This is a genomic window from Sporosarcina sp. QA0331 (assembly GCF_055808055.1).
The window spans coordinates 3785711-3800681 of record NZ_CM147850.1 but is presented as its reverse complement, the minus strand read 5'-3'; the positions used below and the strand labels follow the sequence as shown (position 1 = coordinate 3800681).

Sequence of the window (14971 nt, the reverse complement as noted above, 5' to 3'; positions counted from 1 at the left end):
ATGAGCATTGATTTTCTACCGGATAAGCCGATTTACCAACAGCTCATCGACCGGATTTTAGGGGATATTATGCGAGGCACGCTTACGGCGGGAGAGAAGTTGCCGTCTGTCCGCGAGTATGCGGTCGAAGCCGGCGTGAATGCCAATACGATGCAACGCGTATATAAGGAGTTGGAGCAGATGGAGATCACTGAGACGAGAAGGGGGCAGGGATCGTTCGTGACGGAGGATCAGGAAAAGATCACAGCACTTCGGAATGAAATGAAGGAACAGCTCGTGACGACATTTATTCAAAACGTGAAGGCATTCGGATTTACGACGGACGAAATTGTAAAGTGCCTGCAGGAACGGGGTGGCGAGAATGATTGAATTGAAAAATGTTGTGAAGAAGTATGGCAGCAAAAGAGCGTTGCAAGATGTGGCAGTGTCGATTCCAAGAGGGAAGGTGATTGGCCTTGTCGGTGAAAACGGGAGCGGCAAATCGACATTGTTAAAGATGATGGCGGGTTTATTGACACCAAACAGCGGAAGCGCTACGTTTGACGGAAAGCCAATCACGCGGCAGATTGCTTCGCAAATTGCATATATGTCCGATACGGATGATTTCTATACATTTTTTACTGTTCAGCAGCTCATCGATTTTTATGAATCACAATTCGAAGATTTTGATGTGGTCAAAGCGAAGGAGATCATGCAATTTCTAAATGTGTCTCTTACGTCGCGGATAAAAAGCTTATCTAAAGGGAATCGGGGTCGTGTGAAAATCGCAGTGACGCTTGCGAGGGAAGCGGATTACTATTTGCTCGATGAACCGTTTTCCGGCCTTGACCCGATGGTGCGGGATGATATTTCAAAAGGGCTCATCCGTTTTACGGATCCAGAGCGTCAGACGGTCATCATGTCGACGCATGAAATTCGGGAGGTTGAGCCGCTGCTCGATGAAATTATCGTTATGCGGGGGGGGCAGTTGATTGCCCATGAGGCGGTCGATGAAATCCGTGACTTTTACGGAATCGATGCAACAAGCTGGATGGTATCCTTGTTCAAAGATCAGCAAGTGGAAAGGGAGTTGGGAAAATGAAACCGGTAGTAGAATTAAAGAATTTATCTAAAACAATTCGAGGCAAGAAGATCATCGACAATCTGAATTTGTCGCTGTATCCAGGACAGATTACAGGCTTTCTCGGTCCGAATGGAGCGGGGAAAACGACGACAATCCGCATGATGGTCGGTCTCATGAAACAAACGGGAGGAGACATTGTTATCGATGGCGTGTCGCTTCGTGACAATTTCGAGGAGGGACTTTCGAAAGTCGGTGTTATCGTTGAAAACCCGGAGATGTATAAGTTCATGTCGGGCTATAAGAACTTGGAGCATTTCGCACGCATGCATAAGGGCGTGACGAAGGAGCGAATTGATGATGTCGTTCGCCAAGTAGGGATGCAAAACCGCATCCATGAAAAAGTGGGGACCTATTCACTAGGGATGCGCCAACGACTCGGACTTGCGCAGGCACTTCTACACTCGCCGAAGTTCTTAATTTTGGATGAACCGACAAACGGGTTGGATCCTGCGGGAATCCGCGAATTCCGCCAATACCTACGTAAAATTGCCGAAACGGAAGGGGTATCCGTATTCGTTTCCAGCCATATGCTTTCCGAAATCGAGCAAATGTGCGACCGGATTGCCGTCATTCAAAACGGCAAGCTCATTGATATCCGTGAAATGTCTGAGACACGGGAATCGTTCTATTACTTGGAAGTGACGCCTGGGGAGAAGGCAAAGCAAATGCTTCTTGATGGAGGATTCACAGTTGAAGAATTTAAAGGCGGCCTGCTTGTGAACGCAGAACAGCACCAAATTCCGGGCTTGGTCGAGTCGTTCATTGCCGAAGGGCTGCAAGTATTTGCGGTTCAACCGCATCGGAAGACGTTGGAGGATGAGTTCTTGGAGATGACTGGAGGTGGCCAAATTGCTGAAGCTAATGCAAAATGAATGGATGAAATTGTGGAATAAAAAAGGTACATGGGTCATGGTTGGAATTCTTGTAATCATAACAGCCGGCATGATGGGGTTAATGAAATGGATTAGCACGCAAAATATCAATAGTTTTACGAGAGCAGGAATGATCCAGGATCCGTCATCAATTGGCGGGACGGTTTTATTGTTGACTGTCATTGTTGCGGCAGGTATCGTTGCGTCCGAGTTTTCACAAGGGACGATAAAAATGCTGCTCACACGTCCGGTGAAACGTTGGAAGATTCTTTTGTCTAAATTTCTAACGGTGAATTTATTCGGCATGTTCCTTATGGTGATCGGTTACGTCGTCTATGTCGTGTTGGCGCTTATTTTATTCAAATCAGGTGCGGGCGAGAGCATATCAAGTTGGTCGGTTTGGAGCGAAAGCCTATATATGCTGCTTCTTTCATTCGGTAACGTGTTCATCACAACGACATTCGCGTTTGCAATCGGCAGTGTATTCCGGTCCAGCTCGCTCGCGATTGGGCTGTCGCTGTTCATCTATTTCACAGGCTCTACGATCAGCGCCTTGCTTTCGAGATATGAAATTGCGAAATACTTGTTATTTACACATATGGACTTAACCCAATTTGAGACGGGCATGATGCTAGTTCCGGATTTGACGATGCCGTTTTCACTTGCCGTATTGGCCGTTTATATCATCGTCTTCCTCGTAATCAGCTTTACAACATTCGTAAAACGTGATGTTACTGCTTGATTGATAGGTACAATCAAATAGGGAATTCCTCATTTGCCCAACACCGGTCACATAGATGGCCGGTGTTTTTAGTTCTTTTGGTTTACGGATTTGTCGTTTTGAGGGTGGATAGATAGAGTGAAAAGGCGCGAAAACGGTCGATTCCTATCGGATTTTTCCCAATTTCCTATTGTCGGAATGTTTGCTACAGTGAAGATAGCAACACCGAATCTATTAGGAAAAGAGGAGAATAAATGAAGAAACCATTGAAAGTTCTCGCAGCAATAGCAATTGCAGCCAGCATGGCAATCCCGACAGGAAGCGTATATGCACAAGATGACTTCCGAGATTTCAAAGAGGATCAAATGAAGCAAAGAGGCGAAACGTTCCGAGTGCTCATTACGGCAACGAGTGACCAAGAACTGCAACAGCTTCAACAAAGCTATGAGCTGCGCAATGAATTCGATGGCCGCTCCTATACGACGGATGTGACAGCGAAGGAGTTCGAGGCTTTGCAAAATTTGCCGCATATCACTGTCGAAAAAGTGGACGTCCTTTCGATCCAAATTGATCCGTCCTCTTTGAAGTTGAATGATGAGGTGGATGCAGCGGCTGCTAGCCAGTCCGTTCCTTGGGGAATCAAAGCGATTTATAATGACAATAATCTAACATCTACGACAGGCGGCTCCAACGTGAGAATCGCCGTTCTCGATACAGGCGTTAACGTAAACCATAACGATTTATACTATAACGCAGAACAATGTAAAGACTTCACACAAAGCTCGCCGCTAGTAAACAATTCTTGTACCGACCGCAATGGGCATGGAACCCACGTCGCTGGGACTGCATTGGGCGAAGGCGGAGATGACAGAAGAGGGGTTTACGGGGTAGCTCCGAATGCGAAGCTTTGGGCATATAAAGTGTTGAACGACTCCGGAAACGGATATGCGGATGATATTGCGAATGCAATCCGCCACGCGGCAGATCAGGCATCGGCGCAGCGTGTGAAAGTCGTCATCAATATGTCACTCGGTTCGAATGGAGAAAGCTCGTTGATCACGAATGCTGTCAACTACGCGTATGACCGCGGTGTATTGGTTGTCGCTGCGGCAGGGAACGACGGCTACTCACCTGGGTCGATCGATTATCCGGCGGCATTGCCGTCAGCCATCGCAGTTGCGAATCTTGAAAACCGATTGGAAAATGGCACATATCGTGTCGCCAATTCATCATCCCGCGGCCATGCGAGGACAGCAGGCGATCATCTCATCCAAACGGGAGATGTTGAACTGTCTGCACCTGGCACATCCATCTTCTCGACTTGGTACAACGGCGGGTATGCGACAATTAGCGGTACATCTATGGCAACACCGCATGTGGCAGGACTGGCAGCGAAAGTCTGGGCGGAAAATCCAAGCTTCACAAACGTTCAGCTACGCGCCAACTTGCAAAATCGTGCGAAATCATATGACATCCTCGGTGGTTATCATGCCGGACGAGGAGACGACATTGCATCCGGATTCGGATTCGCACGAGTACGTTAAACTAGCCTCCTAATGAAAATCCCATACATTAGGCCGAAAACAGTCCCTTACTCCCCTGGGACTGTTTTCTCATGTAATCATGTAATCGGCATGATATGTTTGAATAGTAAGAAAGTAAAGGGGTGCTTATGATGAATATCGGATCCATCCTGAAATACTACAGAATGAAAAATAATTTAACGCAAGCCGAGCTTAGCAAAGGTGTCTGTTCCATCTCCCATTTAAGTAAAATCGAGTCAAATAAATACATTCCCCATAATGAAACAATCAATGAACTGTTCAAACGGATGGGCATTGAATGGGAGCGGGAAGTGGATACCTACGAATACTGGAAAGCGAAGTTGGAAACATTCATCATGCACTCGGTCTATTATGACCTGAAATCAATGGAAGAGGTTTTCAACGAGCTTTCCACGCAAGAAGACTATTTGCAATCGACAGACTTAGTGAACCGGTATGAGCTCTATAAGTTGAGATACTATTTGTTCAAGCGGGACATGCCCCGCGCAACTCAACAAGTCTCGATCCTAAAACGAATGGAAACATCATTCACAGACTATGAAAAAGGCGTCTCCAAAGTCATTCACCTCATGTTCGACATTTTTTCTCAAAACTTTACAGAAGCAGAAAACCGCTTGGAACAAATAGAAGAATACCGCGAAAGAATTCCATTCATGTTCGAAGGGGAGCTATTCTATCAAAAAGCATACTTGCTCCACAATAGAACGCAATACGGCAGATCGACATACTTCGCAGAAATGGCTGTCGACCACTTCCGAAAGGATTGCAATTACATCCGACTCCTCCACGCACAGCTTCTGCTGGCCATCAACTATACAAATCGCGACTTCGCCTTGCAAGCGGACGGCTTATTCAAAACAATCCTCCGCAACGCGAAAATGATGGAGATGGATCAGCTGTACCAAGGAGCACTCTATAACTATTCGGTATTGCAAAATCGAAGGGGCCTCCATAAGTCGGCATACGAGATGTTGACGGAATTAAAGGCACTGTTGGAACCGGGGACGGATTATTATCAGGCGGTCCTTATACATTTATTGCAAACTGCTGTTGAAGAGCAGAAAGAACTGGATCCGTTGCTTGATGAACTGGAAAAGCTTACGGAAAGGAAGAATGACCCATATTTGAACGTTCAGTTGAATTACTTTAGGAAGGCAAAAATTTCCCAACAAGAACTTTTAGACTATTGTGAACAAATAGTATTTCCTTTTCTAAAGAAACATGATTATATAGGGGAAGCAAGAAGTATCGCCTGGAGGTTAGCGAACCATTTTCGTTCCATCGGCGACTACGAAAAAGCTGCAACGTACAGTTTGTATCATTATGGCAAAGGAGAGATGAAGTTATGAAGCGAAAGTTATCCATCATTTTACTGACGGCAGTGCTTGCTGCATTTGCCGGAACAGGAAGCGCATTGGCAATGGATCCAAACGACAGCGTAGAAGCAAACACAAAAGGTAAAGATAACTTAACTCCACCATCGATTCTTCCTCCACAAGTATAAGTAAAAAGGTGTCCCCAGCTCTTCGGCTGCGGGACACCTTTTCTATTTGCCGTTTTCATGACGCGATTACAAAAAAAGCACTTCAACAATCACTTATGATTGTTGAATGTGCTGACAAGACCAGTTATTGTGCCAAGGGCGATAAAAGCGAACAGCGCGTACATGATATAAATGAACCACATGAAGACTTCACTCCTTTTTATCGTCAATCCTACATTCCATTGTAGCATCAGTTTTGGGTGGAGGCAACGGCAGACACAAGGATGTCGAATTTAAGATGGCGGTGATTTTTGGTGGTGTTTTGGGTGGTCGTAAAGTCCAGATTTGGTGATAACTTTTGATATTCAATAGATAAGTTTACACATTCGATAGATAACTTCTCGTATTCAATAGATAATAACTGATATTCAATAGATAACCCACAGGATTCGAAAGATAACTAAATAAGAACTTATTTCCTATTAATAGGCATGCCAAACCGCCTGTTTATTGACAAATCTGAAACCCTTCCCCGCCACTCGTCGTATTGTAGCAAAGCAAAAGGGGGTGCTGTGATGCGTAAAATAGTCATTTTCATAGTGATGCTGTTGGTCCTTTCACCGGCACATGTCCATGCAAAGTCATACTCGATTGATCGCGTGCAGATCAAGGGGTGGGTGCAGCCGAATGGTGATATGTTGGTGAATGAGGTATTCACGTATACGTTGGATGGATCGTTTTCGCAGCTGAAGAGATCGTTTCCGGATAAGCATCTCGGACAGGTTGCTCAGTTTGAGGCGTACTTGATCGATGGGCAGGATCCTGTCGTTGGGGAGATTGAACAATCTGACTTGACGAAAGCGACAGTGACGCGTGAAGGAAGCACTTACAAAACAGCCGTTCGTGCGGAGGATAAAGTCGTATCTGTCATTTACATCTACAAGATGCAAAATGCGGTGACGTCATACGATACATACAGTGATTTGTCCGTCACCTATTTTGAGGATGGCGACAATCACGACGAGGATTTGAATAATGTGGACATTGCGTACGTGTTGCCAGGCGATGTTGGTGACGATGTTATCCACGGGTTTATGCACGACCGTGAAGGGGAAGTGCGGATGGTTTATCGCGACGGCATTTCGTTTCATACGCCCAAATCGGCCGCATCCACACTGACGGAGACCCGCGTGCTGTTCCCTTCAACGATTATGACGGAGCAGCAAAAAATTGCAGAGCCGATGTCGTTTGAGGAGGCCATCAATCAAGAAGAGCAGATCATCAATAAAAACGCGTCCAGGTGGGCAAACATCCCTGTGGCAACAAAAGTGGGGAACGGCCTCAGCATATTCTTCATCGTACTTATTGGTATTCTTTTTCTGCTGAGGCAACGTATATTTTCCCTGTTCGGCAACACAGACCTCGTCTTGCAGACCGATCCGACGTATTTGGCTTTTGTCGATCGGAACGGTAAATTCAACCGGAAAAGCTTTCTATCAGGTTTGTTTTCTCTTGCCGAAAAAGCAATTATAAATGTGGAATTGACTGATTCTGCAACACGTTTCCAAGGAAAGGAAGGCGCCCCTGAAAAGACGCTCGTATTTCGACTCCTTCAATCGAATGAACAATTGAAGAAATCGAAACAGAAATTATTGCCCCATGAGCAATATTTAGTGACATGGTTATTCAAAGGAAGGGTAGGTCATCGGAAATTTCATTTGCATGATATGGCAGGGCCGTCCGTCCGTGGAGATAAAGGAAATCGAACCCAACTGCGAAAGCAAAGGCAATTCCATGAAAATCATGAAACTTGGCATGACGAAGTGCTTCAGCTAATGGAGGACGCAGGGGCTCTTTCGACTATGGCGCCAAAAATAATGAAAATAGCTATTTTCCTTCTGACCACGTTCGTAACGATGTACGGATTTTATGCGGATGGTGCAGGAGGTTGGGGAATGGCATTTCCCGCGATTGTTACGATTATCGGGATATATTTTTATAGTACAAATCCCGGAAAGAAATGGCCGGCAATCCTGTTCTTCATCGGAATGTTTTTTGCAGGAGCCCAAATTACCGCTCCAGCATTAACGGACGCAGTCCTTTACGCAATCATCTGTGGGGCGATTTTATTTTTTGTGGTTCCAAAAGCGATGCCAAGCTCGCTTACAGCCCTTTACATAAAGATGAGCATTACGAAATTCAGAAGACAAGTGAAGCGGGGAGTACCGAATTATATCCATTCGGATAAGATTGACCGTTGGATTGCGCGTGCCTATTTATTGAATACATCAAAGAAAAGGATTCCGAAACTAAAACGTAGTTTGCCTGAATCAGCTTCACTGGCTCCACTTTTCGCATTGCATGTGGATCCGCTTTATTTCTCTTATTCCACTTGGGGCCCGATGCCTGTTGAAAAAAGCGCATCTTCCTGGAGCGGCAGCGGATCATATGATTCCGGCGGTGGTTACAGCGGCGGAGGAGGCGGAGATGGCGGCGGAGGGGGAGCGGGGGCAGATTGATATGGAAAATGCCGGCTTGTAAAAGGCCGGCATTTTTCATTGTTTTTCCTTCAATAAATCACGGATTTCTTTCAATAATTCTTCTTTCGCGTCAATGGCTGGAGTTTCTTCCTTTGCAGGCTCCTTTTTCCGCTTAAACTTCATCAGGATTCGGACGAATAGGAAAATCGAGAAGGCGATAAGGAGGAAATCGATAATTGACTGCAAAAATAGACCGTATGTAAGATTGGCATTTCCAATTGTCACATGAAGACCGGATACGTCGACTTTCCCTGTGAGAGCTGCGATAAGTGGTGTGATGATATTCGTTACGAGCGACGAGACAATATTCCCGAATGCTGCCCCGATGACAACGGCAATCGCCAAGTCCAAGACATTTCCTTTAAATGCAAATTCCTTAAAGTCTTTCCACATATATTTCACCTCCTTTCAAGTTGTTTTTCTCTCCTTGTTCGCATATAATGAGAACAAATGTTCCGAACGGAGATGAGAGCTATGCGACAGGCTTTACTAAAAATATGTCAGCGCCATGAATTGGCGGAAATGATTTATATGCGGGCGGATGGCACTTTAACGAAAAGGCGCATCCGTATTCTTGCGGTCAGCATCGATTCATTCAAGGCCTATTGCCATCTGCGCCATGAAAAACGCACCTTCAAAATAGACCGGGTCTTGTCCGTCCAACGTGTCGTAAATCGCAAGCGACAGGCGATTTGAGCTTCATCATAAAAACTCTTCTTCAGGAAACCACCGATGTACTTGCAGATCCACTTTCCCGTTTGCCATAAACTCCACATCTTCCGACTCGAGCAGCTCCCGTTGCAAGCCGCCTTTTTCTTCCCGATCGGAAGGGGTTGATATGCCGCCTTGCGCATTGATAATCCGGTGCCAAGGCAATTCGTATTTAGCGCTCATCGAATGGAGGATTCTCGCGACTTGCCTTGCGCCGCGCGGATTTCCAGCAACACTTGCCACTTGTCCATAAGTCATGACATGGCCGGCAGGGATGTCCCGGATGATTTGTATAACTCGCTCTGTAAATGGAACCATTGTTAAACCTCCTCATTCTGAAACTATCCAAGTCACTTAATCGTACACAAGATATGTAGAAATATAAATGGGAGAGTGGTCACATTGAACAACTTGTTAACGAAGCAGAGTCACATCGGCTATATCATCAAGATTGCCGGAGTTGTCGTGATGGTATGGGGATTCATTCAAGGAATCTATTCCTTGTTCATGATGGCGCAAATGGGCGGCCAGTTTATGAATGAATGGGGAGAAATGCAATATACAAGCGGGATGACGGGCACTGCATTATTCGCATTCCTCAGCATTATTGTGACGCATTTTCTCTATGGGCTACTGATCATCGGATTCGGGGAAGTGATTGATACATTGCAGAAGATTTATTTCCGAATGGATCCGGAAGCGAAGAAGCAATGGGAGAAAGAGCAGAGGGAGAAGAAGGAAGCTCTCACCCCAGATGGAGAGGTACCGTTCTGGGCGGATCAGGAAGTGAAACGCTATTACGAAAAAATGCAAACGAAGGTCCAATCAATCGAAAAGACGAGCGAACCATACGTGTTTAAAATCACAGTAGATGAGCGCATCGAATACATGGAAGTAGGGAACTCCGAACCTCGCATTTTATCCGATGAAGAAGCGGCTAAATTCTCCGAATGAAAAGCACCTCGTCAGTCAACGACGAGGCTGCGTTTCTTTCGCCTGTGAAATTGGACGAACAGGAATGTCGTCAGTGTAAGCCAAAATGAGCTTGCAAGTATGCCGCCTAGGATGTCGCTTGGATAATGAACGCCAAGGTAAATACGGCTTGTCGCAATCATGCTGAACATCAAAATCGCAAAGACTACTAGAGCGATTCGACCTGTCGTTGAACGGATATGGCGCCATAGCAAATAAATGAATAGCGCGTATAAACTGAAGCCCATCATCGTATGGCCGCTTGGGAAGCTGTAGCCGCCAGCTTCGGCAAGTCGATGGAATTCAGGGCGTGCCCGTTTGAAAATGAATTTCAAGGTTTGATTCAATATGCCTGTCCCAATCATCGCAAAGAAAAAGAAATAGGCTTGGCTTCTGGAGCGCAGCCCCCAAAACAAAAGGGCGGTCACTGCAATGATGAGAAGCATGACGATTTTTGTGGAACCGATGAATGTAAAAGCGTGCATGATCGGCGTCAGCCAAGGAGCTTCCAAGCCTTGAATAGCATCGATGATCGATCGGTCGAAGCCGTTGATCATTCCGCTAAGAATCGCTGTTACAATGAAAGCAAAGGCGACACCGAATAAAATACATAAACTAATGGCCACGGAAGGGCGAAACGGTGATTCCTTCATCTAGATCATCCTTTCTTCTGCGACATATTGTACAGGAAAAGACAGGAACTGCATATAGTGGAGTGGGAAAGGGAAGTGGAATCGTATGGATATTGCCATATTGCTTATCGTAGCCTATTTTGTCGGCAATATGCTGACTGCGACAGTAGTCGGAAAACTTTTCTATCAAAAAGATATTCGTTCAGCAGGCAGTGGAAATCCAGGAGCACGCAATGCGGGAAGAGTGTTCGGCAAAGCAGCATTCACGATAGTTTTTCTAGGAGATGCGCTGAAAGGCGTCCTTATCGTGTTGATTGCGAAATGGATGGGAGTAGACGAATGGATTCAACTGGTGGGCGTTCTCGTCGTTATGGCGGGGCATGTTTTTCCGGTCATCTATAAGTTTCGCGGCGGACAGGGTGTATCGACGTTCATTGGCGGGATGCTCGCTTTTAATCCGCTTGTCGTCGCTTGCTTCGTTGTCGTGTTCCTTGTCCTTTATCCAATTCTGAAAAACTTCAGCACTGCCGGATTAAGTGCGATGGCGCTGTCGCCGCTGTTCCTGTTTGGATTGACAAAGGAGTGGTCGCAGACGATTGCCGCAATCCTCGTCGTCGCTTTTCTGTTATTCGCTTATTGGAAGGATTCATTCAGCATAAGGAAAGGGTATAGAAGAAATTAAGACGAACGAGACTAAGAGAAAGGAGAGATCATATAATGAAAGAAATTAAATCTATGGAAGAATGGGAACACGTACGAGATCAATCGAAAAAAGAACTGGTCTTCTTAATGAAACATAGCTCGACATGTCCAATCAGCGCCGCGGGATACAGAGTATTTGAGCAGTACGAAACGGATATTCCGAAATACTTTCTAATTGTCCAAAGAAGCCGCCGACTGTCAAATGAAGTCGAAAGCGAATTGGGCATACAGCATGAAAGCCCACAGCTATTTCTATTGAAGGACGGCGAAGCAGTATGGAATGAAAGCCATTACGGAATTAGCCAATCAAATATCAAATCAGCCATCGGAGCGAACGGCTGAATCGTGCAGGCATCTCTTACAGGGGTGTCTGTTTTTTATTGGTTTCTTGGTCGGGCCAAAAGTCCCAAGATGAGCATAACTCCGTTAGATTGTGCCATAACTTGCCCACACTCGCGCAAAACCCTCCAAGCACCTCCTTATTGTGAAACTCTTCACAATAAATGACACTTATCATATAAAAAGTCATGACGTTCATCTATTATGCAAAGTCCATTTCCCGTTTAGTATGAAGATAAGGAAATTTAACGAGGAGGCGTTCACAATGAGCAAGGAAAAAACGAAGCAATTGCACAAGAATGTTGCACCTTATGCCAAATCGGATTTAAAAAAGAGTGTCATCCAACTGATCAATACAGTTCCGCCTATATTTCTGCTATGGTTTTTGGCGTATCAAAGTTTGTCGGTGTCAGTTTGGTTGACGATCGGAATTGCAATCATTACGGCGGGCTTTGTCGTACGGACGTTCATCATTTTCCACGACTGCACGCACGGTTCATTTTTCAAAAATAAAAAAGCAAATGACATTGTTGGAACAATAACAGGGATTCTCACACTATTCCCATACGAGAAGTGGAAACGTGAGCATGCTATTCACCATGCAACGAGCTCCAACTTGGATAAACGGGGCGTCGGGGATATTTGGGTCATGACAGTCGAAGAGTATATGGCAGCGTCGAAATGGCAGCGTCTTATGTATCGCTGCTACCGGAACCCGTTCGTCATGTTTGGTCTAGGACCCTTATATTTAGTGCTCATTACGGGCAGGATCAATCGTAAGGATGCGCGTCAGAAAGAACGCAATAACACGTATTTGACGAATGTAGTAATCGTCGCGCTTTATGCATTCATGGCATGGCTCGTCGGTTGGGAAGCGTTCCTCATCGTGCAAGGCTCGATCATGTTTGTCGCAGCAGCGCTCGGCATTTGGCTCTTCTACATCCAGCACACATTCGAGGATTCTTATTTCGAAGAAGAGTCTGAGTGGGATTATGTGAAAGCAGCAGTCGAAGGCAGTTCCTATTACAAATTGCCGAAAGTCCTTCAATGGGCAACTGGCAACATCGGCTTCCACCACGTCCATCATTTGGCGCCGCGTGTGCCGAACTACAATTTGGAAATGGCGCACGAATCAACACCACCGCTTCAAATGGCGACAACGATCAACATTAAAACAAGCTTAGAATCACTCCGTTATAAACTATACGACCCGGAGAACAAGCGGTTCATCACATTCAAAGAAGTGAAAAGTGCGGTCAAACGTGCCACTCCGAGCATTGATTTGAATGAATTGAAACCGAAGAGAACGAGCTATGACAGTAAATGATAAGATGCAGCCGCCTTCCTATGAGGCGGCTGTATGTTTTTGGTACAATGGAAGGAACAGGACGGTGAAATGGATGCAAAAATGGTATAGTATTTTCCCGAGAAATCCGTGGCTCAGTATTTATGCATGGGTCGTCTTTTGTCTGCTGCCGTTCTTTTTCATTTTCCGATCATGGTCGGCGGTCGGAATTTCAGTCGGCACCGGGTTATTAGTCCTTTTCTTCATCTCCTATTTCTTTTCATTCAAATCCAAAAGCGGCCTTGTTTATATGTGGGTCAGCTTTGAAATCGTCATTAATATCGTCATGACACTTCTGTTCGGCTATGTATACTTGTCGATTTTCACAGCGTTTTTCATCGGAAATATTAGATCGCCCGTCGGTTTTTTCATCATGTATGGGTTACATATCTTCTTTACGGTCAGCGCAATCGTCACAGGCTTTTTCTTGGAAATCAACCTATTCTTACCGCAAGTGCATTTCATCCTTATAACAGTGATCGGCGTCATCTTGCTTCCGTTCAACCTGTACAACCGCGGGAAGCGAGAAAAACTCGAAGATCAGCTCGAGGATGCGAATGAACGCATTTCAGAATTGATGTTATTGGAGGAACGGGAGCGGATCGCCAGGGATTTGCATGATACGCTTGGCCAGAAATTGTCGATGATCGGATTAAAAAGTGACTTGGCTCGAAGATTGATTTCGAAAAATCCGATTGAGGCGGAAAGGGAATTGGCCGATATCCGTCAAACGGCAAGCACCGCGCTAAAGGAAGTGCGTGAGCTTTTGGCGGATATGCGTGCAACAAGGCTCGTCGATGAAGTGATGCGCGCTCGCCAAATCCTTGCTGCAGCGGAAATCGAATTGGAAATCGAAGGAGATCCAGCTGTGACCGCCATACCTTCCAACGTTGAAAACGTCCTCGGCATGTGTCTAAAAGAGGCGGTGACAAATGTTGTGAAGCATAGCGAAGCAACGGTTTGCAATATCGTTTTCAAACAGGAAGACGATGAAGTTTCCATTATCGTGCGTGATAACGGCATTGGAATGGAAGCGAGGAAGTCGGCCGGTACAGGTTTGAAGGGAATGCAAGAGCGGCTTGAGTTCGTGAATGGCTCGCTCGAAACGGATGAGGACCATGGTACGACATTGAAAATCCGGGTGCCGGTCGTCATTACACATCAAGTTGAGGAGGGGTTGTCATGATTCGAATCGTCATTGCAGAAGACCAAGGAATGATGTTAGGCGCATTAGGCTCCCTTTTGAACATGGAAGACGATATGGAAGTCGTCGGGATGGCACGGAATGGGGAGGAAGCGGTCCGCCTTGTAAAGGAGCATGGGCCCGACATATGCATCATGGATATCGAAATGCCGGTCATGACCGGTTTGGATGCAGCGGAGGAGCTCATTGGGGTGGACTGCAAGATCATCATCTTGACGACATTTGCGCGAGCGGGCTATTTTGAGCGCGCAAGGAAAGCGAAAGTCCGCGGGTATTTATTGAAAGACAGTCCAATCGAAGAACTCGTCAATTCCATCCATGCTATTCAAGCTGGACGCCGGATCTACGCACCCGAGCTCGTAGATATCGCATACGAGGACGACTCTGAAAACCCACTGACCGACCGCGAATCCCAAGTGTTGGGGCTCGTTGCGGAGGGAAAGACGACGAAGGAAATTGCGGGAGAGCTTTATTTGACGCCGGGAACTGTACGGAACTACATCTCCGTCATCCTTGAAAAGTTGGAAGTCGGAAATCGGATTGAAGCGATTTCGAGGTTTAAGGAAAAGGGCTGGTTTAAATAAAGTGTTAGGTGAAGGAATTCTATCTCCTTTGCCTTTTTTATTTTCTGCCTGACGGCAATCGCGTCCAAAGCTTGTCTTCGCGCGTCCAATGCGATGCGTCCAGCGTCCAAAGTAAGGGGTCGCACGTCCAAAGCAGGCCGCCCCGCGTCCAAAGTGAGGGGTCGCACGTCCAAAGCTG

The 14971-nt window shown here is 46.0% G+C and carries 18 protein-coding genes; 15 read left to right on the top strand and 3 right to left on the bottom strand.

Features of this window, described 5'->3' with window-relative positions:
• The 8 genes from AC0L13_RS19370 to AC0L13_RS19335 all read left to right on the top strand — a co-directional run bounded on the left by AC0L13_RS19370 (window position 1) and on the right by AC0L13_RS19335 (window position 8283).
• The gene (locus AC0L13_RS19370; protein WP_473642368.1) at window positions 1-369 is read left to right on the top strand and encodes a GntR family transcriptional regulator; all 369 of its coding nucleotides are present in this window, start codon (window positions 1-3) and stop codon (window positions 367-369) included.
• Window positions 362-1081, top strand: a complete 720-nt coding sequence (locus AC0L13_RS19365) for an ABC transporter ATP-binding protein (RefSeq protein ID WP_473642367.1) — start codon at window positions 362-364, stop codon at window positions 1079-1081. The genes AC0L13_RS19370 and AC0L13_RS19365 overlap by 8 nt, the downstream gene beginning before the upstream one ends.
• Complete coding sequence (locus tag AC0L13_RS19360; RefSeq protein ID WP_473642366.1) at window positions 1078-1995, top strand: ABC transporter ATP-binding protein; 918 nt, start codon at window positions 1078-1080, stop codon at window positions 1993-1995. The genes AC0L13_RS19365 and AC0L13_RS19360 overlap by 4 nt, the downstream gene beginning before the upstream one ends.
• Window positions 1973-2737, top strand: a complete 765-nt coding sequence (locus AC0L13_RS19355) for an ABC transporter permease (RefSeq protein ID WP_473642365.1) — start codon at window positions 1973-1975, stop codon at window positions 2735-2737. The genes AC0L13_RS19360 and AC0L13_RS19355 overlap by 23 nt, the downstream gene beginning before the upstream one ends.
• Window positions 2738-2970: 233 nt before the next feature.
• Window positions 2971-4260: a S8 family peptidase gene (locus tag AC0L13_RS19350; protein WP_473642364.1), complete on the top strand. Its 1290-nt coding sequence runs from the start codon at window positions 2971-2973 to the stop codon at window positions 4258-4260.
• 131 nt (window positions 4261-4391) lie between these two features.
• Entirely contained in the window at window positions 4392-5630 is a 1239-nt protein-coding gene (locus AC0L13_RS19345) for a helix-turn-helix domain-containing protein (RefSeq protein WP_473642363.1), read from the top strand.
• Window positions 5627-5785, top strand: coding sequence for a hypothetical protein (locus tag AC0L13_RS19340; RefSeq protein WP_473642362.1), 159 nt, complete (start codon window positions 5627-5629; stop codon window positions 5783-5785). Before AC0L13_RS19345 ends, AC0L13_RS19340 begins: the two co-directional genes overlap by 4 nt.
• Window positions 5786-6339: 554 nt before the next feature.
• Complete coding sequence (locus tag AC0L13_RS19335) at window positions 6340-8283, top strand: DUF2207 domain-containing protein (RefSeq protein WP_473642361.1); 1944 nt, start codon at window positions 6340-6342, stop codon at window positions 8281-8283.
• Window positions 8284-8319: 36 nt separating this feature from the next.
• On the opposite strand, the gene mscL is transcribed toward AC0L13_RS19335, so the two are convergent.
• On the bottom strand, window positions 8320-8697 hold the full coding sequence (gene mscL / locus AC0L13_RS19330) for a large conductance mechanosensitive channel protein MscL (protein WP_473642360.1): 378 nt from the start codon (window positions 8695-8697) through the stop codon (window positions 8320-8322).
• A gap of 81 nt (window positions 8698-8778) precedes the next feature.
• Between mscL and AC0L13_RS19325 the strand changes: the two genes are divergently transcribed.
• Window positions 8779-9000 (top strand): transcriptional regulator, encoded by a 222-nt coding sequence (locus tag AC0L13_RS19325; RefSeq protein WP_473642359.1) that lies wholly within the window; start codon window positions 8779-8781, stop codon window positions 8998-9000.
• A gap of 6 nt (window positions 9001-9006) precedes the next feature.
• Here the strand turns inward: AC0L13_RS19325 and AC0L13_RS19320 are convergent, their stop codons facing one another.
• The gene (locus AC0L13_RS19320) at window positions 9007-9333 is read right to left on the bottom strand and encodes an MGMT family protein (protein WP_473642358.1); all 327 of its coding nucleotides are present in this window, start codon (window positions 9331-9333) and stop codon (window positions 9007-9009) included.
• 84 nt (window positions 9334-9417) lie between these two features.
• Between AC0L13_RS19320 and AC0L13_RS19315 the strand changes: the two genes are divergently transcribed.
• Window positions 9418-9969, top strand: a complete 552-nt coding sequence (locus AC0L13_RS19315; RefSeq protein WP_473642357.1) for a hypothetical protein — start codon at window positions 9418-9420, stop codon at window positions 9967-9969.
• A gap of 11 nt (window positions 9970-9980) precedes the next feature.
• On the opposite strand, the gene AC0L13_RS19310 is transcribed toward AC0L13_RS19315, so the two are convergent.
• Entirely contained in the window at window positions 9981-10640 is a 660-nt protein-coding gene (locus AC0L13_RS19310; RefSeq protein ID WP_473642356.1) for a phosphatase PAP2 family protein, read from the bottom strand.
• Between the two features lie 85 nt (window positions 10641-10725).
• On the opposite strand from AC0L13_RS19310, the gene AC0L13_RS19305 reads away from it, so the two are divergent.
• The 5 genes from AC0L13_RS19305 to AC0L13_RS19285 all read left to right on the top strand — a co-directional run bounded on the left by AC0L13_RS19305 (window position 10726) and on the right by AC0L13_RS19285 (window position 14793).
• Complete coding sequence (locus AC0L13_RS19305) at window positions 10726-11301, top strand: glycerol-3-phosphate acyltransferase (RefSeq protein ID WP_473642355.1); 576 nt, start codon at window positions 10726-10728, stop codon at window positions 11299-11301.
• A 35-nt stretch (window positions 11302-11336) separates the two neighbouring features.
• Window positions 11337-11663, top strand: coding sequence for a bacillithiol system redox-active protein YtxJ (gene ytxJ, locus AC0L13_RS19300; RefSeq protein WP_473642354.1), 327 nt, complete (start codon window positions 11337-11339; stop codon window positions 11661-11663).
• Window positions 11664-11925: 262 nt separating this feature from the next.
• On the top strand, window positions 11926-12987 hold the full coding sequence (gene desA / locus AC0L13_RS19295) for a Delta(5) desaturase DesA (protein WP_473642353.1): 1062 nt from the start codon (window positions 11926-11928) through the stop codon (window positions 12985-12987).
• A gap of 73 nt (window positions 12988-13060) precedes the next feature.
• Complete coding sequence (locus tag AC0L13_RS19290) at window positions 13061-14191, top strand: sensor histidine kinase (RefSeq protein WP_473647143.1); 1131 nt, start codon at window positions 13061-13063, stop codon at window positions 14189-14191.
• On the top strand, window positions 14188-14793 hold the full coding sequence (locus AC0L13_RS19285; protein WP_473642352.1) for a response regulator: 606 nt from the start codon (window positions 14188-14190) through the stop codon (window positions 14791-14793). The genes AC0L13_RS19290 and AC0L13_RS19285 overlap by 4 nt, the downstream gene beginning before the upstream one ends.
• Window positions 14794-14971 lie beyond the last annotated feature (178 nt).

Bases quoted from the DNA above. Each gene is read 5' to 3' on its own strand.
- AC0L13_RS19360 (WP_473642366.1), top strand. From the start codon at position 1,078: ATGAAACCGGTAGTAGAATTAAAGAATTTATCTAAAACAATTCGAGGC.
- AC0L13_RS19325 (WP_473642359.1), top strand. From the start codon at position 8,779: ATGCGACAGGCTTTACTAAAAATATGTCAGCGCCATGAATTGGCGGAA.
- AC0L13_RS19320 (WP_473642358.1), bottom strand. From the start codon at position 9,333: ATGGTTCCATTTACAGAGCGAGTTATACAAATCATCCGGGACATCCCT.
- AC0L13_RS19345 (WP_473642363.1), top strand. From the start codon at position 4,392: ATGAATATCGGATCCATCCTGAAATACTACAGAATGAAAAATAATTTA.
- AC0L13_RS19365 (WP_473642367.1), top strand. From the start codon at position 362: ATGATTGAATTGAAAAATGTTGTGAAGAAGTATGGCAGCAAAAGAGCG.
- AC0L13_RS19285 (WP_473642352.1), top strand. From the start codon at position 14,188: ATGATTCGAATCGTCATTGCAGAAGACCAAGGAATGATGTTAGGCGCA.
- AC0L13_RS19335 (WP_473642361.1), top strand. From the start codon at position 6,340: ATGCGTAAAATAGTCATTTTCATAGTGATGCTGTTGGTCCTTTCACCG.
- AC0L13_RS19310 (WP_473642356.1), bottom strand. From the start codon at position 10,640: ATGAAGGAATCACCGTTTCGCCCTTCCGTGGCCATTAGTTTATGTATT.
- desA (WP_473642353.1), top strand. From the start codon at position 11,926: ATGAGCAAGGAAAAAACGAAGCAATTGCACAAGAATGTTGCACCTTAT.
- ytxJ (WP_473642354.1), top strand. From the start codon at position 11,337: ATGAAAGAAATTAAATCTATGGAAGAATGGGAACACGTACGAGATCAA.
- mscL (WP_473642360.1), bottom strand. From the start codon at position 8,697: ATGTGGAAAGACTTTAAGGAATTTGCATTTAAAGGAAATGTCTTGGAC.
- AC0L13_RS19340 (WP_473642362.1), top strand. From the start codon at position 5,627: ATGAAGCGAAAGTTATCCATCATTTTACTGACGGCAGTGCTTGCTGCA.
- AC0L13_RS19350 (WP_473642364.1), top strand. From the start codon at position 2,971: ATGAAGAAACCATTGAAAGTTCTCGCAGCAATAGCAATTGCAGCCAGC.
- AC0L13_RS19370 (WP_473642368.1), top strand. From the start codon at position 1: ATGAGCATTGATTTTCTACCGGATAAGCCGATTTACCAACAGCTCATC.
- AC0L13_RS19290 (WP_473647143.1), top strand. From the start codon at position 13,061: ATGCAAAAATGGTATAGTATTTTCCCGAGAAATCCGTGGCTCAGTATT.
- AC0L13_RS19305 (WP_473642355.1), top strand. From the start codon at position 10,726: ATGGATATTGCCATATTGCTTATCGTAGCCTATTTTGTCGGCAATATG.